This is a genomic window from Tatumella saanichensis (assembly GCF_000439375.1).
GTDB classification, from domain to species: domain Bacteria; phylum Pseudomonadota; class Gammaproteobacteria; order Enterobacterales; family Enterobacteriaceae; genus Tatumella; species Tatumella saanichensis.
In genome coordinates, this window is the sequence record NZ_ATMI01000015.1 from 14384 (window position 1) to 35445 (window position 21062).

General features: G+C 49.9%; 15 protein-coding genes. 8 read left to right on the plus strand and 7 right to left on the minus strand.

The features are described from left to right. Positions 1-28 precede the first annotated feature (28 nt). From tssC to tssH, 7 genes are all read right to left on the minus strand, one after another. Positions 29-1537 (minus strand): type VI secretion system contractile sheath large subunit, encoded by a 1509-nt coding sequence (gene tssC / locus DW47_RS0107380; RefSeq protein ID WP_029685761.1) that lies wholly within the window; start codon positions 1535-1537, stop codon positions 29-31. A 27-nt stretch (positions 1538-1564) separates the two neighbouring features. Then, on the minus strand, positions 1565-2098 hold the full coding sequence (tssB, locus tag DW47_RS0107385) for a type VI secretion system contractile sheath small subunit (RefSeq protein WP_029685762.1): 534 nt from the start codon (positions 2096-2098) through the stop codon (positions 1565-1567). 75 nt (positions 2099-2173) lie between these two features. After that, entirely contained in the window at positions 2174-2743 is a 570-nt protein-coding gene (locus DW47_RS0107390) for a fimbrial protein (RefSeq protein ID WP_051150864.1), read from the minus strand. Between the two features lie 80 nt (positions 2744-2823). Further along, entirely contained in the window at positions 2824-5265 is a 2442-nt protein-coding gene (locus tag DW47_RS0107395; protein WP_051150865.1) for a fimbria/pilus outer membrane usher protein, read from the minus strand. A gap of 151 nt (positions 5266-5416) precedes the next feature. After that, positions 5417-6202 (minus strand): fimbria/pilus periplasmic chaperone, encoded by a 786-nt coding sequence (locus DW47_RS0107400; protein WP_029685765.1) that lies wholly within the window; start codon positions 6200-6202, stop codon positions 5417-5419. 78 nt (positions 6203-6280) lie between these two features. Beyond that, a complete protein-coding gene (locus tag DW47_RS0107405) occupies positions 6281-6838 on the minus strand; it encodes a fimbrial protein (RefSeq protein WP_029685766.1) in 558 nt (185 codons plus the stop codon). 57 nt (positions 6839-6895) lie between these two features. Next, positions 6896-9583, minus strand: coding sequence for a type VI secretion system ATPase TssH (gene tssH / locus DW47_RS0107410; RefSeq protein WP_051150866.1), 2688 nt, complete (start codon positions 9581-9583; stop codon positions 6896-6898). 449 nt (positions 9584-10032) lie between these two features. On the opposite strand from tssH, the gene tssF reads away from it, so the two are divergent. The 8 genes from tssF to tssA all read left to right on the plus strand — a co-directional run bounded on the left by tssF (position 10033) and on the right by tssA (position 20810). Further along, positions 10033-11910: a type VI secretion system baseplate subunit TssF gene (tssF, locus tag DW47_RS0107415; RefSeq protein ID WP_029685768.1), complete on the plus strand. Its 1878-nt coding sequence runs from the start codon at positions 10033-10035 to the stop codon at positions 11908-11910. Next, positions 11907-12926: a type VI secretion system baseplate subunit TssG gene (tssG, locus tag DW47_RS0107420; RefSeq protein ID WP_029685769.1), complete on the plus strand. Its 1020-nt coding sequence runs from the start codon at positions 11907-11909 to the stop codon at positions 12924-12926. Before tssF ends, tssG begins: the two co-directional genes overlap by 4 nt. A gap of 25 nt (positions 12927-12951) precedes the next feature. Next, complete coding sequence (locus DW47_RS0107425) at positions 12952-13989, plus strand: type VI secretion system protein TssA (protein WP_038027320.1); 1038 nt, start codon at positions 12952-12954, stop codon at positions 13987-13989. A 10-nt stretch (positions 13990-13999) separates the two neighbouring features. Further along, positions 14000-15004 carry a fimbrial protein gene (locus DW47_RS0107430; RefSeq protein ID WP_029685771.1) on the plus strand — a complete coding sequence of 335 codons (1005 nt, stop codon included), beginning with the start codon at positions 14000-14002 and terminating at the stop codon, positions 15002-15004. A 25-nt stretch (positions 15005-15029) separates the two neighbouring features. Further along, positions 15030-16358, plus strand: a complete 1329-nt coding sequence (locus tag DW47_RS0107435) for a GlcNAc-transferase family protein (protein ID WP_029685772.1) — start codon at positions 15030-15032, stop codon at positions 16356-16358. Continuing rightward, on the plus strand, positions 16355-18139 hold the full coding sequence (locus tag DW47_RS0107440) for an OmpA family protein (RefSeq protein WP_029685774.1): 1785 nt from the start codon (positions 16355-16357) through the stop codon (positions 18137-18139). Before DW47_RS0107435 ends, DW47_RS0107440 begins: the two co-directional genes overlap by 4 nt. Continuing rightward, entirely contained in the window at positions 18132-18623 is a 492-nt protein-coding gene (locus tag DW47_RS0107445; RefSeq protein WP_029685775.1) for a DcrB-related protein, read from the plus strand. Before DW47_RS0107440 ends, DW47_RS0107445 begins: the two co-directional genes overlap by 8 nt. Before the next feature lie 600 nt (positions 18624-19223). Then, entirely contained in the window at positions 19224-20810 is a 1587-nt protein-coding gene (gene tssA / locus DW47_RS0107450; RefSeq protein WP_029685776.1) for a type VI secretion system protein TssA, read from the plus strand. Positions 20811-21062 lie beyond the last annotated feature (252 nt).

Consider the following 21062-nt stretch of genomic DNA (forward strand, 5'->3'; position numbering starts at 1 on the left):
GTTATTCCTTAACGGGTCCACTCTTTTATCAGGCTACATCTTTCAGAGAAGGTAATTTCGCTACCATTCTTAATGATACTGTCAGCCCTTCCAACTGAAAGTGTGGTCTTAAAAAGAATTTAGCCTGGTAATAGCCCGGATTGCCTTCTACATCTTCGACAATCACTTCTGCTGCCGCTAGTGGGCGACGGGCCTTTATTTCTGGAGATGAATTTACTGGATCCCCATCAACATAATTCATGATCCAGTTATTTAACCACTTCTGCATATCTTCACGTTCTTTGAAGGTACCGATCTTATCTCTGACAATACACTTTAAATAATGTGCAAACCGTGAACAAGCAAACAAATAAGGTAATCGGGCAGAAAGGTTTGCATTTGCGGTGGCGTCGGCATCGTAATATTCAGCCGGTTTTTGCAATGACTGTGCCCCGATAAAAGCAGCATAATCGGTATTTTTACGATGGATTAAGGGAATAAAACCATTTTTTGCCAACTCCGCTTCACGGCGATCGGTAATGGCTATTTCTGTTGGACATTTCATGTCAATGCCACCATCATCTGTCGGAAAAGTATGGCAGGGAAGATTCTCAACAACGCCACCACTCTCGACGCCACGGATCATGGTACACCAACCATAGTGTTTAAAAGACCGATTAATATTCACGGCCATTGAGTACGCGGCATTAGCCCAGACATAACGGCTGTGATCGGCACCGTCGGTGCTCTCTTCAAAATTAAAGGCGTCCACTGGATTAGTTCTGACGCCATAAGGCAACCTAGCCAGAAAACGCGGCATCGCCAGACCAATATAGCGTGAATCTTCCGACTGACGGAGAGAGTTCCAAGCGGCATACTCCAAGTTCTGGGTGAAAATTTTGGTCAGATCTCGAGGGTTCGCTAATTCTTGCCAGCTTTCCATCTGTAAAACGGAAGGGGCAGCACCCGTGATAAAAGGAACATGCGCAGAAGCTGCAATGCGACCGATGGAAGACAGTAGGTCAACATCCGGTGCGGAGTGATCAAAGAAATAATCCGCAACGAGACAACCGTAAGGTTCTCCTCCCAGTTGCCCGTATTCTTCTTCATAAATCTGCTTGAATAATGGACTCTGGTCCCAGGCAATTCCCTTGTAGCGCTTTATGTTACGTCTCAGTTCGCGTTTAGAAATATCCATAAACCGCAGTTTCAATTTCTCATCGGTTTCGGTATTTGACACCAGATAATGCAGTCCGCGCCAAGCACTCTCCAACGCCTGAAATTCTGGATGATGCAAAATGACGTTAATTTGCTCTGTCAGTTTACGATCGATTTCAGCAATGAACGCCGAAATATTTTTATACGCATCATCCGCCATGGTGACGGTACTGTTTAATGCCTGCTCAGCGAGGGTTTTTACCGCATTCTCCACCGCAAAGCGGGTTTGCTCAGTGCGCGGACGAAATTCTTTCGACAACAGAGCATTAAAATCACTCTGTTTAACCTCAGTCGTCGTTACACTCGCCGCCGGCTGATACTTTTGCTTGTGTTTATCCATAACAATGGCCTCTGGTCCCTGATGAAATTATTCCTCACCTGCCGCTGGATCAGCGGAGACTGGCTGAGCACGGGGGGCTCGGGCCAGCGTATTCAATAACGCTTTATCCTGAAGGACTTTCATCACTAGCCCTTCGGCACCCGCTTTTCCATCCATATAGGTCTGCAGGTTAGCCAGTTGGGTCCGTGCTTCAAGCAACGTTGCCAGGGAATCAACCTTGCGAGCAATAGCATCGGGTGAGAAGTCATCCATACTCTCAAAGGTCATATCCACCATCAGTTGTCCATCATCGGTTAACGTGTTCGGGACGGCGAAAGCGACACGTGGCTGCATTGCCTGCATCCGCTCATCAAAGTTATCAATATCAATATTGAGAAACTTACGCTCATTCACCGGCGGCAATGGTTCAGTGGTTTTACCGGACAGGTCGGCCATGACCCCCATAACAAACGGTAGCTCGATTTTTTTCTCACTTCCGTAGATTTCAACGTCATATTCAATCTGCACCCGGGGAGCCCGGTTTCTGGCAATAAATTTCTGTGAGTTATCCTTTGACATAATCATACTCATAGTCTGATGAATAAAATTAAACAGTCAGCCTGAGCGGCCAAGCAGTGCCTAGACTGACTGCCCGGCCTACTCGTATTCGAGAGTGATACCCGCCACTGCATAGACTTTCCCTGCAGTCACAGGTCCACCACTCCCAGAGTAATAAGTGACATAGTACTGATGTGTCACCGGAGTCTCTCCCTCCCGGATTTCAAAGCGGTCAGCGGTATTAAGATCATCAATGATCATCTGGCTGTTATCCTCTTTGCGTAACCTGAGTTGAAGATTTTTACTATAGCCGCCACCGGTCTGATTCAGCAGATTGCCGCTGAGGGTATCAGCCGATGAATAGTTACTGTTAAACCTTAGCAGCACCGCCTGATTACCGGCACATTCATTCAGGGTGACATTGAAGCCTGTCTTCCCCCCTTCTCCGCCACTGTTACTGAGTGCCGTAGTCGAGATTAAGGGCAGACTGACTGTTTCACTGTTACTGCCGCCGTTAACACTCACCTCACAGGTTTCGTTAACATATTCCCCTGTAAAATCAACGGTAATTGGGTAGTCTCCAGCACCACATACTGTCGGTAAAAGCCATATCGCCAGCAGACTGAGGGAGACATACTTTATGCCAGACTTCCTACGGGCTATTTGCATACCACCTCCTCACGAATAATAGTGTTATCCGGCGACTGACTGATACGGGTCGCCAACGCACTGTTGGTCGGAATACTACATTAAGATTTGCCCTCACCACCTCGGATATACAGCGGCTCCTCTCCGATATTCCAGCCGCGAAGGAAGGCCATGCCCGCTTGGCCGACAACCGCTTGAGGCTCACCATTCGCTAACGTGATTTCACTGCCAATCGGAATATAAGAGCCTTGGCTGTCGCGAATAATAAATAACACCGGTTTCCCCGCGCGGGTTTTGATCTTCACGCCCACCGCGGCCCCCATTCGTGGAATAACGGCCTGTTCGTTCTCCAGCAACTCCACGGTATCGGGTAATCCCTTGGTATCAACAGACACCGAGTTTTCTCGATAGGGAGTTAAAGAAGGCACAATCGCATAACCATTTCTGTCGATAGTGGTGCCATAGCCATTACGGATTTTAGCCCCGGCGGCACCCGGTGCATTTACCACGGCAAAAGGTGCGTCACCCAGTGAAGGCCCTAATGTCAGACCACCGCTGTGTAAAACCAAGCTGCCTGAATTACTTGCGGAGAACTGACGGCTACGGTTACCCACCGACAAGGTCGACCCAAACTGACCAAACGGCGTGTTGTAATTCAGATTACCGTTGACCGCGTAGTCAGTACCGCCTTCCCGAGCCCGACTGGTACTGGTTCCCATGCCGTAACTCAGCGTGCCCCGATCACCCCGTGTCCCTGTTGCATTAGTGACCAACGACGTTGCCCCGTCGCTACTGCGAGTCATCATGGTACTCAACGAGTTAAACAGCGGCTTATCACTAATATTCAGACGTCGACTTAACGGAATTGTCATCGACAAGGTGTAATTATTTGATGTTTTTCCGTTAGTGCTGAATACCCGGCTAATCCCAGCGGCCCATGAGAATAACCGTTCGTTTTTACTAAAATAGAGAGAATACTGGGAGGTGGCACTGCGGTTGTTCCAGTACTGATAGAAGTTCCCTGCCAATACCAGACGGCTGTCCAAGGGGAGCGTCTGAGCGACATTCACCGCCAACCGCTGTTTGGTACGATAATCAATCATATAATAATCCTGACTGATACCGTACCGTTCCGCAGTGGCATCTCTAAGGGAATAAAATCCTTTCGATGAATACCGGTAAGCCGTCATGGAAATATTGGTGGAAGTGGGTTCGATAAATTTACTGTACCCTAGGTTAAAACTGTTTCCAGACGAGCTCTTGTTATTACTGAGCTGTGTCCAAGCTCGGGTAATATCCATTGAAATCCCCCCGAGCGGGGTATTAAACGACTGGCCTAACGCGGCAGAATAATAATCGTTACTAAACTGGCCGCCGGTATACAGGGTGTAGTAGTTATTCATCCCATACTGATAAAAGCCGGTCGCCATCATCGGTTTTTTCTGTAACCCAGACTCATCCAGTTCCCCGACGGCAATCGAATAACGACTCACCCCAGGATGGAGCAGCATTGGCGGAGCTGAGAACGGGATAATTCGAGTATAACGCTGACCATCCGCTTCAATAATCGTCATCTGTAGATCCCCGCCATATCCCATCGCACTGACGTTATTGAGTTCAAACGGGCCAGGAGGGACGGTGGTTTCATAAATCAGTTGGCCACGCTGAGTGACCTGGACCCTGGCATTGGTCTCCGCAATCCCTTGGAGAACAGGGGTATACTGACGCAAACTCTCAGGTAGCATTCGATCATCAGAAGCCAGTTGTATCCCTCGAAAGCTTAAGCTGTCAAACAGATCGCCGCTAGTATTGGTCTCCCCCAGTGTCAGTTGGCTTTTCAGTGATGGAATATCTCTTTGTAACCACGTACTGAGGTTGCGGGTGCCTGACTCAGATCGGCTCGAAAGATAGGTCGTGCTGCGATTGCGTAGTCGCCAACCATAAGCATTAATGCCACTCAGTAATCCTAGGCTGCCACTGGCGGTATGTCCCAATCCGCCGGAATAACCTTTGGAGAACTGCTGGGTATAGAAGTTAGTATTATAATCAAGAAACAGTGCAGGCATCCCAGCATCCCAGCTGGCCGGGTCGGTATACCCTTCCGGATAGCTCACCAGATAGAGTTGGGGTACCGACAACTCCAGCTCAAAGTCGGCAGAATCGTAACGGGTACTCGCGCCGTCTATCCAATTTTTCAGCAACTGGCATTGCTGATCATCTGCGGCGCTGCCCGCGGGTCTACTTTTCCCGTCGGGCACCTTAATCCCCAGCCGCAATAATTCGTCAGAACGAAAACAGGGTTGTGCAATATCACTACCGGCTATCGGAATAAACAGTACCTGATATTTACCACGCAGAGCACCATTTACTCGGGCCGTAACGGTCGTCAATCCGGGGGCGACCGGGTTTCCGGTCGAAAAACGTGAGACATCGATGGTGCTACCATGAACGAACGCGCTGTTAAAGGCGACCGGTGCGGGATCTTCTGGTTCAGAGACAGTCCCCTGCGCCTCCAGCGCAAGAGCAGCAGATACTGGGATCATCACTAATGATCCGCTCAGTAGCAGACTTCTGAGTTTTCCGGAATAACGACGATTGTCGCCTCTCCCTGTAATTGTCGTTGTAATTTTCAACTATCTGACTCCATTCAGTTATTTGAAATTCTTCAGGAAATTTCCCTTAACAGCACAACAATTATTTCCTGCGAGCTGAAAGGTCGGCTACCCAGCCTTTTCCCTGCTGGTACTTGACCTTTTCGGACACAATACTGCCGTAATCATTCAGTAGATTAAATTCAATGGCCGTCAGCGATGCGGGTAAAGGCTGTTTATCTACTGGAGTAAAGACAACGTCAGAGAAAGGGGCCAAAATAGCCGGTTCTATGGCAACACGTTTACTGCCTGAGACGGCATTCACTGATTCAAAAGAAAAATAATAAGGCGTCGGATTGGTAATTTTAACTGTCGCGGGTTGCGTTTGACGATCAATACTCCACTTCAGCTCACTACTGTGATCAACACTGCTTTCTTTTAATCCCGACGGTCGGTAAAAGATTTTGACTCGGGTACGAAACGCTAATTCTAACCGGTCTTTATTTTTATCCGCGTCACTGACGGTCGGAATTTCCAGTAAGTTAAACCAATAAACGGATTCACGATCATCAGGTAAGTTCATCCCATTATAGATAAGACGTACACTCTGCCCTTTACCGGGATTAATGCGATATACCGGCGGTGTGACCGTAAACGGGACTTTCATTTGATTCAGATCGTCGGTTTTACTGCCATCATCTACCCAGACCTGAACCAGAACGGGTGAATCACCTTTATTATTGGTCCGGACACTTTTTTCACGTTCTGCCGCAGGAAAAATAATCCGTGTTCCGGCAATCGTGACACCGGCGCTGGCGACAGAGGAGAGGAATATCATTCCGGTCAGTAATACCGCTATATAAGAGAGTACGGCCTTGTAACATCTCATAAGTTAAACCATTCATGACAGGTGAGAGAATGGGAGGAGCTACTGCTCCTCCCGGGAGGACCACAGCTTGCTTATCGGTTACGGATAAGAAAGTGTGTAAACAACGTGTGCGGTAACTTTACCTGCGGTGGTCGCGCCGGTTGCGTAATATCCACCGGCATACGTCATGGTGGCATTACCGTCAACGATATCCACTTCTGCACCGGTATCCCCCGGACGCAGAGCCGAGAAGTCAGAGTTAAACAGACGGACTTCCACGTTAGTCGCAGCTTCTGTACCGCCTTCAGTGGCTTCATAGTCATTCAGCAGGTTCCAGGTCGCGTAGTTAATCCCTGAAGAACCAATCGGCTCAAAATGAGCAGCGACTTTGGTAAATGACTCTGGGCAATCTTTAACTTTAATATCAAAGTTTTTGATCCCTGTTTGCGCACCGGCCGTCGTCATAGACTGGGTGGATACCGTAGGCAATGTGACAATCAAGTTGTCATTTTCAATGGTGCAGGTTTCGCCCACTAACTCACCCTCAAAAGAGACCTTACCTTGACCGGCCTGGAGATCGTCCGCTGCCAGAGCAGAGAAAGTGAAAGTCGAGGCACACAGCGCCAGTACGCAGGCAGATAACTTTGTTTTTTTCATATAAAAATCCCTATTTAACGAATGAATAATAATCCAGAAGAATGTCCTTCTTCATCTCTACAACTCCACACACAAGGTTTCTTTGCTTTCCCCCTCCTTATAGTCATCATATTGAGTCAGTATATTTATACCGGCAGAAAGTGAGTGACGTAAAATAAGCGTGAGCATTTCACCTTGCGAATGCTCAACCCCCGATAACAAATAACCCGCTAACTCAGGAAGGATTTTTCTTTCTATCACATGAATAATTTCACGTGCACCTGAAGCAGCAGCCTGACAACTATCGACAATAAAGCTCACAACACTTTCTTCATATTTCAGTGCTATTCCATGCTGTTCCTGCATCCGCACTACTATTTTATCTAAATGAATACCGGCAATTTCTTCCAGCACTACCCTGTTTAATGGCATATAAGGAATGATAGTTACCCTTCCCAGGAACGCGGCGGGAAACGTTTTTAACAGTAAGGGATGAAGACTTTCAAACAAATGCTCTTCTGACGGTAATTCAGACTGTGAGCTATCAATCTCAGACAATAATGCAGACCCAATGTTACTGGTCAGCAGAATCAGTGTATTACGGAAATCAATACGCCGACCTTCGCCATCCTCCATCGTACCTTTATCAAAGATCTGATAAAAAAGTTCGTGCACATCAGTATGGGCTTTTTCAATTTCGTCCAATAGCACCACACTATAAGGCTTACGACGTACCGCTTCAGTAAGAACGCCCCCTTCACCATAACCGACATAGCCCGGGGGTGACCCTTTCAAGGTGGAAATAGTATGGGCTTCCTGATATTCACTCATATTAATCGTGATCAGGTTATGCTCACCGCCATACAACTGCTCGGCCAAAGCCAGCGCAGTTTCTGTTTTGCCCGTGCCGGAAGGACCCGTCAGTAAAAAGACACCGATCGGTTTTCCTGGATCTGCTAGACCTGCTCGGGCCGTACTGACGCACTCGCTGATCCGGGCTAACGCCCTCGACTGACCCACGACTCGAGTGGAGAGCTGCTCAGGCAGTTCAGCCACCGCTTGTAATTCATCTTTCATAACCCGACCGACCGGGATGCCTGTCCACTGGGCAATGATGGCGGCAATGGTCTCGGCACCAACCTCTGCACGAACCAGTGGAGGCTGACCATTATCTGGCGTTAACGTCCCCTGCAACACGGTTAATTGTTGTCGGAGTAATGGCAACTGCGCATCATTTTCCGGCAGCGTTAACAGCTGTTCGCGTAAGCGGTAGATCTCCTCAAGACGGCGACACTCTTCTTGCCAGCGCTGCTCAAGTGCCTCTGAGTCTCGGGTATACGATGCAATCTTGGCTTCAATTTCCGTTTTACGATGCGCCTCTCCGTGACCGAAACGTGAGGTTTTTTCAAACAGCGCCAGTTCATCACACGCGGATTTGGCCAAAAACCGTAGCTTTTGCAGATCTGCTGGGGGCGTAAACTGTGCAATAGCCACTCGTGCACAGGCCGTATCCAGCAAGCTAATAGCCTTATCCGGTAACTGCCTGGCGGGAATATAACGATGGGATAACCGAACCGCCGCCTGTAATGCCTCGTCAAGAATTAGGACCTGATGATGTTTTTCAAGTACCGGCAGGAGCCCTCTCAACATCAACACAGAAAGTGATTCTGAAGGTTCTTCAATCTGAACCACTTGAAAACGACGGGTCAGTGCAGGATCTTTCTCGATATGTCGTTTAAATTCGCTCCACGTGGTGGCACCGAGGGTACGAATCTGTCCTCGAGCCAGCATGGGCTTCATCAGATTTGCGGCATCACCGATACCGGCAGCGCCCCCTGCACCAACCAACGTATGAAATTCATCAATAAAGAAGATCACGGGCGGACTGGCCTGAGCAGCGGCTTCAAGTACTGACTTCAGCCGTGCTTCAAACTCCCCTTTTACACTGGCCCCAGCGGTCAGAGCGACAATATCCAGCGCCAGTAAACGTACCTCTGCCAAGGCTGGCGGCACTTCGCCGTTGACGATAGCCAACGCTAGCCCTTCAGCCACTGCGGTTTTCCCTACGCCAGCATCACCGGTCAGTAATGGGTTATTCTGGCGGCGGCGCAATAAAATATCGATAATAGTGGTGATTTCACCGTCACGTCCCAATACTGGGTCAATTCGGCCTTCTTTCGCTAACGCGGTGAGATCGGTGGTATAGCAGGCCAGTGCGCTATCAGCAGCGCCACTTTTCGCAGATAAAGACGCCACATTATCTGAACGTAACGACGTAATGGCTGACTGCTCGACAGAATCCCGCGTCAATGCAGGGAGTAAATGACTGACCTCTTCCGCCGATAACTGATTCATAACCGTGGAGATACTACCTAATGCGCGCCGTAATTCGGGATGAGACAACAAAGCCACCAGCAGATGACCACTGCGCACTTTTTCCAGAGGCTGCTCACCGAGACTGGCAACTATCCATGCTCTCTCGATGGCTAACTCAATCAGATACGAAAAATCAGCGACAGAGTCCGCTCCTCGTGGTAGCCGACTCATCTGTTGCATTAAGTCGTGATCCAACTTGGCACGATCAATCTCATAATGGCGAAGAATAAAATGCAGGTCGGTCTGTTCTTGTTGTAATAACTGATTCAACCAGTGAACCAGTTCAACATAAGGGTTTCCCTTCAAACGACAAAGTTCAGTGCCACTCTCTATACTGTCAGAAAGCACATGATTCAGTTTTTCAAATAAGGTTCTTCTTATAATAATCATGGTCCCTCAGCACCTCAGAATAGTGGTTTCCGGTCATTTAAATAGATAAGCTGACAAACATCCTTGTTAGCGGCAACGGAATAGTAGCCAAAAAAACATCAGATAAACAATAACGAGAGAGAAGTTCCTCCTAAAATAAGAAAACAGCCTGACCTTAATTCCTAAAATAACAAGAATACGTACCAGCCTGATTTAATCCATCGATAAAATAAGAGGATAATGATATTTATAAAAAGTCTTCCCAAGCTGTTTGCTACTATCCATTGCGCAGGGCCAGCAGTACGCGGTATTTATCAACGTCCCTACGATGACCGTAGGTCACGCCGGCACGTGAGAGAGTAGAACTGAAAAATAGCCCCATGGGCCCATGAATATAAGAATAATACATACACCGTGTATTTTTCCCTGACATGCTCTAGCCAGGGAAACAAATAAAGAGCTGAGGAACAGTGGATAATAATTTCCTAGAATATTACAACCGAGAACTGACCTTCATTCGTGAAATGGCCCGCGAATTTTCCCTAAAACACCCCAACATTGCTGGGCGTCTGGGTATGCAGGGCATTGAAGTCGCTGACCCTTATGTTGAGCGAATGATTGAAGCTTTCTGCTTTTTATCTGCTAGGACACGCTTAAAACTGGATGCAGAGTTTCCGCGCTTTACCCAGCGTTTATTGGATGTTGTCGCCCCAAACTATAACGCCCCAACACCGTCGATGGGCGTGGTCAGAATTCACCCTGACCCGAATGCTGGTGATTTGAGTCGTGGCTATACCGTTGAAAAAGGCAGCATTTTTCATAGCCAGTTACTGCCTGACAGCCAGACACGCTGCGAGTTTCGCAATAATCAAGCCGTGACACTCTGGCCCATCGATATTACCAGCGCAACGCTAACATCGGTGCCCCCGGATCTGCCGGCATTTTCAGACGAAGAATGTGACAGCAGTCAGTTTAAAGGGGCGATACGCATAGGCTTAACGCTTCGTGGTGAACTGACTTTTTCCGAGCTTAAAGGATTGGACCGTCTGCCCGTGTATATTCAGGGTAATGAACAAATTGTCTCTCACCTGTTTGAATTACTGCATTGCCATCATCTTGCGGTGGTGATGCCCTCTGCTGACAGCGACACTCCGCCACATACTTTAACCCGTGAGGCACTGGTCTTTGAAGGATTGGAACCTGCGCAGAGTTTGTTACCGGTTAACTGGAATATGTTCCATGGACACACTCTACTCCAAGAATACCTTTGCTTTAGGCAACGTTTCTACTTTTTCACCCTGCAAGGCCTTGAACTTGGATTTATTCATAATCACAGTAATCACGCTGAAATTATCATTCTATTACGTAAATTGCCGGCAGACCTGATTGCTCATGTCGATGCTTCTCGCTTTTTGCTGTTTTGCACACCAGTGATTAATCTATTTCCTAAGCGCTTGGATCGCATTGATATAAAAAGGTCATTAAATAATTTCCATATTGTACCTGATCGCTGTCACCCTCTGGACTATGAAATTTTTTCAGTCAGTAAAGTAGTGGGATTACTGGCGGAAAACAGTGAGGAGGTCATTTTTAATCCCCTTTACCATACCCGCCATGCAGATAACGGTAATTACGGACGCTATTTTTCTCTGCAACGCGAGCCCCGACAGCATCAGAGTTCGGATCGGAAATACATCACCCGTAGCCTCTATAAAGGCACCGATGTTTTTATTTCGTTGGTGGACCAAAACGAGGCCCCTTACAGTGATCGCATCCGTTACCTGCGGGTGGAGGCGTTAGTCACTAACCGTAACCTGCCCCGCCTGCTGGCCGAACATGCCAGTTTTAGTCTGTCACTGCCGGAGTCCATTCCGGCCAATGGGGCTGAATTTGTCGGCAGTCCTTCTTCGCCACGTGAGCCTTTTGCGAGGGGTGAGTCTGCTTGGCGACTGATTTCACAACTCAGCCTCAATTATCTGCCCTTGGAGGAGATGCCCGATGCCAGTGGCGCTGAAGGACTGAGGAATATATTACGTCTGTTCACTAGCCGCTCCGATCCGCGAGCCATCGCCCAAATAGACAGTATTGTCGGTTGCCGTACCGAGCCGGTCGTCCGCCGTTTAAAGGGGAACGGTCTGCTGGTGTATGGCCGTGGCGTCCGCTGTTGCCTGACGGTCGATGAAGAAGGATTTTCTGGGGTCAGTCCTTACCTATTTGGGCTGATTATGGAGAATTATCTTTCCCGGCATGCAGCCATTAATATTTTTACCGAAACGGAGCTATGTTCTGTTCAGCGAGGCAAAATCGGTGAATGGCAAGCCCGACCTGGCCGCCGGGGGATATTATGATCCGGCCTTCCACCGTTTTTCCTGCCGACCTGAGTGTTTGGTATCAGGCAGATAAACCCTGGGATAGTGGCTTTATCAGCCTGATGCGCGCTATTGCGGCGCGTTACCCCGGACTCCCTGCTCAGGGAACGGCATTGCTGCCTTCTCAGGAACCTTATCGTCTTGGTCAGGTCGCCAGTATGATTTTCCCACCGCGTGAAATTGCGGCCCTGTCTGATGAAGGACAGCAGTTAAAAATCGTCCTGTACAGCTTGGGGGTGTGGGGGCCTAACAGCGTGCTGCCTCTCCATTTGTCAGAGCTGGCTTATGTCCATACCTCCCGCCAGGAAGAAGGCCTCAGTGATTTCACCGATATTTTTCATCATCGCTCCTTATCGCAATTTTACCGCGCTTGGTTTCTCTGTCAGGACACCGCAACCTTGGATAATCCGCAGGAGGAACTGTTCTCCTTTTATATAGGGAGTTTGTCAGGGTATGATCCCAAGGAGATGGCGCCGCATCCCCTACCGGTGCACGCCCGATTAGCATCATCTCCCCATTTAATTCGAGAAGCGAGGGACCCCTCCGGGCTGCTTGATTCTCTACGCCACTACTTCAACTTACCCATCCATCTGCAGGAATTTACCCTGCAATGGATCTCCCTGACTGCTGCCGATCAGACCCGTTTGGGTCATCCGCGTTCGGCCTGCCGACTGGGAGACGGCGCTATCCTCGGCGACACGGTGCCCGATATTCAGCACAAATTTCAGCTAGTGCTGGGGCCACTGACATTATCGCAATATTTGTCATTAACGCCTTGGGGGCCAGACCTCCCGGTTTTGAGAGAGTGGGTCCGCTGCTTTATCGGGGTCGAATACAGTTGGGAGATACGCCTACTGCTGGCCGCCGATCAGGTCCCGTTAGCCGATCTCAGCGGAACGCATCAAATGGGCTATGCCGCATGGCTTGAGAGGCAACCTTCTGATGATCCGTTGGCCGGAATGTGTTTTGAACCAGAAAATATCGTCGTTTATTAACCATGGAGGGAGAATCACAGCGGCTATGAACAGAGAACTTACCCCTTTCAGCGGCCAAGAGGCCGGATTGCTCACCGACCTGTCGCCCGCACAGCCCTGCGGCATCAATCTTGATGAGGATCCTCAGTTCTTACTCCTGACGGCCAGCCTGCAGCCAAAAAACGATGCTCAATATGGCGATTTTTATGAGCCCGCAGAGTCAGTGAACTGGAGCGAAGTGGAGGCCAGCACCCGTAAATTACTGCAGAAAAGCCGTGATATCCGCTTGGTGATTATTCTGATGCGCTGCCGAGTGCGCGCAGAAGGTATCCAAGCTGTGTTAACCGGTCTCCAGCTTCTACAGCATATGCTGCAGCAGTGGCCGGAGACGTTATATCCGCAGTTGACAGATGAAGGCGAGTATACGCCACAGCTCCGGGCTAATGCTTTTGCCGAAATGAATGACCGCTATGGATTGCTGGCGGATCTCCGACTGTTACCACTGCCAAAAATTGCCGGTATCCAGGTGACGCTGGGTGAACTCGAAAAAGCGGCCATGATCCCCCGTCCAGAGACAGCATTGTCCGCCGAGTTAGTAACCCGCTTATACCAGCAATGGCCAGAGACGGCTGATCCACAATGGCTGGGTCTCACAGAAGCTCACCTCCAGGCCGAACAACTGATCGAGCAGGTACAGCAGCATCTTTCAGAGTATGCCCCTGATCTCTCCGAATTCAGTCATCTGTTATCACTGAGTGTCCCACCCAATACCGAAGCGTCACTCTCTACTCCCCCGATTAGATTACCGGCTTCACCGGTCAATGATGAACCCTTGTCAACGCCCCTCACTGACTCGGCCGCCCCCCCCGTTACGCCGAGCAAGCCGTTATCCCAGCAACCGTTCAGTGACCGCCAGGCTGCCCTGTCACAATTGGCGGCCTTGCGCCAGTGGTTTAATGACGCAGAACCGGGCAGTCCAGCAATCCCTATGCTGGCTTATATCGAGAAAAGTATTGGTAAAAGCTTTCCGGAACTGGTGGAAATGTATCCACCGGAGATTATCTCACTACTGAATCAAAAATAAGGACGAAGGTATGAAAAGGACGTTACTTCTGCTGTCGCCATTTGCTCTGCTGCTGTCCAATGTCGGCACGGCCTATGCGGTGTGTGACTGGGAAATGGGCTCGAGTATGATACAGACCATTCCCTCACAGTTAATCGAAATTGCTGCCGATGCGCCGGTCAGTAACACAACACCAATCGCCACCTACGATACTCCGGCCATGGGTCATGATATCCGTTACACCGAATGCCTGGTCGGGACAGAGCTTGGCCGACGAGTGATCGGTCTAGACAGCTACAGTTCTCAGTATAAAACCTTTAAAACGCAAATCCCCGGTATTGTCATGAAACCGATGTGGAGTAACGGAACCGAAGAGTGGGGAGGGTTTCCGTCAACCATTTATATGCCTGCGACCGATCAGAGCGGCTATGTTTACTTCGTGTTTCCAGCCACTGCCCGCTACCGGGTCGAGTTCTATAAAGTGTCTGACACGCTCAATCTGAGTAACACTAATGGCGATGTGGTGATGCCCGCCGGGGATATTGGTTATTATTACCTTATCGTCAGTGATGATCCCGGCAACTATCTGAGTAAACTGGCGCTTAATGAAATAAAAATCATCAGCACTCCAGTCTGTACCGCTGACAGTGCCAAAACGATTAATTTCGAGACCGTGACGCCGAAAATGCTGTCAGCCGGAGTCTCGCGTCCACTGGACTTCTTTATAAAATGTAAATCTGATTACGGTAATTATTCCGCCACCGCTTACATCACCACCGAAACCCCGACGGCGGATAACGGTGCAATTAAAGTCACGGACGGTGGGGGGAATACCGACCGTATGCAAATTGCGATTAAAGACAGCAGTCGTCAATCTTTGCCGCTCGATGGCTCCCGTGGAGAAACCCTAACCAGTACTGCCAGCCAGAGTAATGCAGAATTCCGCTGGACGGCAGAACTGACGAAAGCCAGCAGTACCGATCCGGCAGCTGGGCCGTTCTCCGCCAGGGCAGAAATTATTTTTGATATTAAATAATGACTGCTTGGACGGGGGTGTGCCTATGAACCGGTCGGCGATATTTGTCAGCATCGCTAGTTATCGGGATCCTGAACTGATCCCGACCCTAAAAGATATGATCGCCACTGCCGCCCACCCCAAAAATCTGCATATTGTGGTGTGTTGGCAGGATGATGGCGATCTGACCCCGTTCCATGTTGCCGGCTTCTACAAACAGGAGCATCCGCAAGCGGCTGAGCAGGATATTGCCGAATTTAAGTTGCGGGGCGCTCGGATCACGCTGTTGTGCCGTCATTATTACCAAAGTAAGGGTGCCTGCTGGGCACGCCACTTGGCAGAAACCCGCTTTGGTGATGAAGACTACTTTCTGCAAATCGACTCTCATTGCCGGTTCATTCCGCAGTGGGATGTGAAAATGATCACCCTGCTAAGCTCACTGCTTTCACAAAGCCCACGACCATTACTCTCCGCCTATCCCCCGGGCTATCAGCCTGGGGAGGATGAACAACGCCAAAATTTTGTCAACCGCATGATTTTCCGGGAATTTACCCGTGAAGGGATCCCGATGGCAGGCAGTAAAAACTTCCGCGCGACACAACCACAACGGGGCAGTTATCTCGCGGGAGGCTTTATCTTTACCTTAGGACGCTTTGTGAGGGATGTGCCTAATGATCCGCATATTTTCTTTGCGGGTGAAGAAATTGCGATGTCTGTTAGAGCCTTTACCCATGGCTACGATGTTTATCATCCGCACCAGCCGCTGCTGTGGCATTACTATCAACGTGCCGACTCACCGAAGATTTGGCAAGACCATGATAATAGTGCCCGTGACCGCGGTGCCATCTCTGAAAGCTGGTGGCAACGGGATCAGCGCTCCAAAAGACGCATTACCACCCTGCTAGGAATTAATCAGGATAATCCTGAAGCGCTCGGACCTTACGGTTGCGGAACTCTGCGCACTGTCCGTGAGTTTGAGTACCAGTGTGGACTCCTTTTCAGCCAACAGGCGGTACAGCCCGCAGTGGCGGATGAGCGTAAACAGGCATTCTTCCCCGAGAAAGTGACTTCAGAGCAGCAATGGCTTGACTCCTTCGCTGCACACTACGACCGGCAGATAACCCTACCGCTGGCGCTCTGGCAGGGAATGGATTCTCCTTATGACCATCTTCACCTGACGGTGTACGATACCGACAATCACCTCCTTTACCGCGATCATCTGTGTGCAGGCGTTTCGGCCCGCAGCACCGACGGTGTTTCCGTCTGCGTGGTCATCTCTTTTTCCACCCCAACCCCTTGCTTCCCCGCTACGATCCGTGTCTGTGGCTGGCACAAAAACCAGGGCTGGGGCCCGTTAACGGAGTATCCTTGGTGAAAAGTGAAACGCTGTTTAACCAGATGGCCGGTACCGGTATTCTACTGAGTTGCGGTGCGATTGTGCCTTCTTATTCAACCCTCAGACAGCAACTGGTCATTCAGCTTAATCAGCTGCAGAGCCTGCTTGTCACCGAGTCGCACCCACGGACAGAGAGCGGCGTATTGTGTCATCTGCTGGGGCAGTATTTGGATCGTTATCTGCGCAAGGCTTGGCAACCACAGGGAAGCCTCGCTGCCGATGCCCCCCTCACCACGCAATTACAGGCGATCGACGCGGAACAAATACCCCGCGGTCTGGCGGTTCAGTTGCAGATGCTGGCTGACTGTCGCGATCAGACGCTCTTCGCATTTGGCTATACCCTGATAAGTCTGCTCAGTCTGACTGATATCCGTCAGGATGCAGACATCGGCCGATTGTTAGCAGATTATCAGCAACGGCGAGTTACCCTCTCGTTGACGACCTTACCCTTTGCTGACGGTCACAATCACCGCCACCCGCCAACTGCTACCGAGAACCGATCTGTGTGTCTTATCGCAGGTCCCTGCGCCGGTAACTGGTTCAGCCAATACGAAACCACCCGCAGCAAACAAGGCGTTCTATGGATGACCGCTCCCGACCCGCACCAGTTCATCCAACGCTACCGCGAACTGACTGAACAGCACCTCCCAGAGCCTCTCTACTGCGTGATCCCGTTGCTCGGCGATATGTACTCACACAACGATCTGTTAGCCGCTGAATGTCAACGCTGGGCACAGATACTGGCGGCTGTCAGCGGGCTTGCTCCCCTGCGTTGTCAGTTAGTGATCTACAGTCCCTTGAGTCAGCAGCGTCAGCGTCATGATCCGGATGCGGCCTTTTGGGTCAAGAGTGCCGGACAAACACCAGATAATCACAGTCTGGCACAGCAACTACATGGCCTGTCCCAGCATCTGCTGGCCGATGAATGCGGCGGTGACTTATACGCCGTACAGCGTCGACTGTCCGCCACGATCCTGCTGGAATGGCTGCATTCATCCCCCCTCTATACCGCTTTACAGTCGCTGTTCACCGACACGCCACTGATGCTATCTGGGGTGATGCTCGCCGATTACGGACAGGGCTTTACTCGACACGGTGCTTGGTCAACATGGTTGTCGGAGCATTACCATCTTTGCCCCGCCCTCGCCAACACTCTAACCCCCCCACCACTTCCCGAATTACCCGTTAGCAGTCCTGCTGCAAACGTCCCTGATCCGCAAGTTGTCCCACCAACCAGCGCAGACTATCGGCGTCATCACCGGTTAGCAGTACTGTTACCGCTACTGATAATAGGTGGGATTTACGCTGGGATTACAGTATTCAAGCCCCTCGCGCCACCACCGCCCTTCAGTCCGCGCATGTTAGCGTCGTCGCCTGGTCGCTACCTGACCCGTCACGATTTTGCGCCTTGGTTCGCGCCCGGCAGCAGTACCTTACTGCCTGAACGCTATCAAACACTGGCGGCGCTGATCCCGACACTGCAACAATCTGCCCGTTATCCGGTACTGATCGTCGGATATGCCGATAACACCGGCAACAGTGATAGTAATCGTCGTTTATCCCTGCGCCGGGCACAGGGGGTACGTGATTGGTTAGTTAGCAATAGCGGGCTGCCGGAGTCGCATTTTATTCTCGATAGTGCCGGGGAATCCCGGCCGCTGGTCTCTGACAACTCTACTGCTGGTCAGGCGAGTAACCGGCGTATTGAAATCATTTCCCTCTTTCCTCAGACATTTAAGGTGAATAAAGACTATGACTAATCAACCTATTAACTATCCTCTTCCTGAAGGAAGTTTTCTGACACTCCCACCGGATGCAGATTTTACAATTAACATCCTGAAATTTACCGATTTGGCAGGAGCCCCCTACGAAGTTATCATTAACCGTACTGAACTTACTGAGGGTCAAACCATTGATGAGTTTTATGCACTGCAACAAGAGCGAATGCGCATGCTGACAGCAGGCTATACGCCTGAAGGCGACAATCTCCATCATGAAATCGGTCCGTCGAAATTACCGGTACTGCAGGCAGCTAACCGCTATTTGGATAACGGTGTTTGGACTAGCCAGATAATGTCAGTGATCCACTTGCCTAATGATCCACAACGTAACCCGACACAGCGTAAAATTATTATCCTGACCATTGCAGCTCAGGGAGAGTTTAGCGATGAACAGCGCCGCCATTATGTTAGGATCATTAATAGTTTCACTCCAGGAGAAACGCCTGTGGGTAGCCCTAGCTAATCAACCTGCGGGAACGTCAGTCTCTGTTATGGCCTTCCCGCTGTAGGGAGTCAGACCCTGAATCTCGATTATATTATCAACGGGTAATTAATCCATCATTAAGGGTTAACATAACCACTTTGCATATCACTGATTAAAATAAAATCCGTTTATTTCCCTGATCTCTGCAATAAGGACATGCGGAGTAACTGCGTATTTACTGGTTGCTCTTTCAAGAAAGACCCACCATTTTAACAGTCTTGCTCGGACTCGCGAGATATCTTGGTAGGTTATTTTTTTGATCCACTTAACTGTTCTTCGCCAGCATTAGCATTATCATATCCGACTTGGAAAAGGAGCTTTCCTTAATAACGAAAATGATAGCTCATCACTAACGGTGACAAAATTGGCACAGGCGTAAAAGGTTATTTTTTGTGAATATTTAAAATAACCTAATTAATATATCTCTTTGGTGAAGAAAAAAGTCGTTGATAATAAAGTTTGTGAGAGCCACGATAAGCATGCCTTGATTGCACAACAGGCTGTTTACTGATTGAGAATAACCTGTGCCCGATAAAAATCGTAGCCATATTGGGTTGAGAGGCGACAAGGAGTTAACGGGTGGCAACCATTTTTTCTTTAATCCATGCCTGTCAGGCAGATGCCGACACGCTTGAGAAACACACTGCCATACGTATCGGCTTATGGGAGAAGTGGTTACAGCCTATCAGCCGAGAAAAACCGGCCGGTGAGGATCCCAGTTACGACGATGATTTTCAGCAAATCCGTGAAGAGGTCAACAAGCTTTCCGGTGCTGATACTGATCTTATCTGCTCACTGGTAGAAAAGCTGCTTAGCAATACGGCGAAGGATATTCGTGTTGCCACCTATTATATCTGGGCCCGGTTGCAACGGGAGGGGGAAAGCGGACTGGCCGATGGGCTTGAGCTGTTGGCAGGATTACTGCAACGCTTTTCCGGCAACCTCCATCCACGGCGTGACCGCAGTCGCCGTAGTGCCCTAGAGTGGCTGTGCAGTTCCCGCATGCTTGATAGCTTATCCCTTTATCCAGAAGTGGTTCAGACAGAGACACTCAGGGTCGCTGGCGCACTGTGGCAGATAGAACAGACTATGATCGATGATGCGGCCAATCCACTGCTGGGAGGGCTTTATCAGGCGCTGGAGTCTAGATTGATGCAGTCTGGTGGCCTAGATGCGGTAGTGCCACAAAATATTGCCGAGCATCCGAAAGATCCTAACCCGCAGAGCGTGCCCGTGTTGATGACAATGACGTCTGGGCAGGAGTTGCTGTCACAGGCTCGTAATCTGGCGAAATATCTGCGAGACCAACCAGAGGGCTGGCTTGCTAGCCATCATCTGATGAAAAGTATCCGTCATGATACCCTTCAGCAACTGCCACCGCTCTCCGCTGAGGGACAGACGCGGGTTGCCCCACCTAAACCTGACCAGCGTGCCCTACTTAAGCGATTATGGCTACAACAAAGCTGGCAGGAGTTACTTGAGCAGAGCGATGCCCTGTTCAGCCGTGGCGCCAATCATCTGTGGCTAGATTTACAATGGTATACCCATCAAGCCCTGCTTAAATCAGGGCAGGAGAAAGTGGCGGCGATCATCGTCAACGACCTTCAGGGACTGCTGGCGCGGCTGCCGGGATTAGAAACCCTCAGTTTTAACAATGGAATGCCTTTTGCGGATGAAGTGACCCTCAACTGGATACAGCAACAGGTCACCGTCAGTAGTGAAAGCTGGCAAAGTACCTCAAGCGTCGATGTTGCGACAACCTCGAGTGATAACGATATTCTGGCACTGGAACCGGAGGCACTGCACATCGCAGATAGCCAAGGCACGGATGCCGCCTTGGCCTGGTTACAGAACCGGCCGGGCACCCATAGTGAACGCAATCGCTGGTTGTTACGGCTATTGATGGCCAGGGTCGCTGAACAGACAGGTAAAAATGAACTGGCACTTCATCTGTTCGACGAATTGGATCAACGGGCTTCAGCCCTCTCCTTATCCTCTTGGGAGCCAGAGTTACTGTTTGAAGTCAAAGCCCGCCATTTAAAACTACTGCGTCATCAAGCAGGACGACATCAAACGAATAAAGCCCAGCTGCAGCCGATAATGGAACGCCTGCTTGCAGACTTGGTTGCGGTAGATCCAGTCCGTGCTGCCATTCTGTTTACATAAGGTTGGTGATGAAGATGGGGGGGTCTGTCACGACCTAACCTATGAAGTGTGTGCATAGCCCCAACAGTGCGGCTGCACTCACTCTGTACGGCTATGCGCACTTTACTATATTTAAATTAGGGATAATTTACTTGTGTATTCTTTTAAACCAATACCCTGTGGTCAAGCTACGACAGCGAATACCTGTTTAGCTCCCCGCCAAGGGAGCGGTATCCCCAGCAAGCCTGGGAAACTGGCCTTGATTGGGCGCTA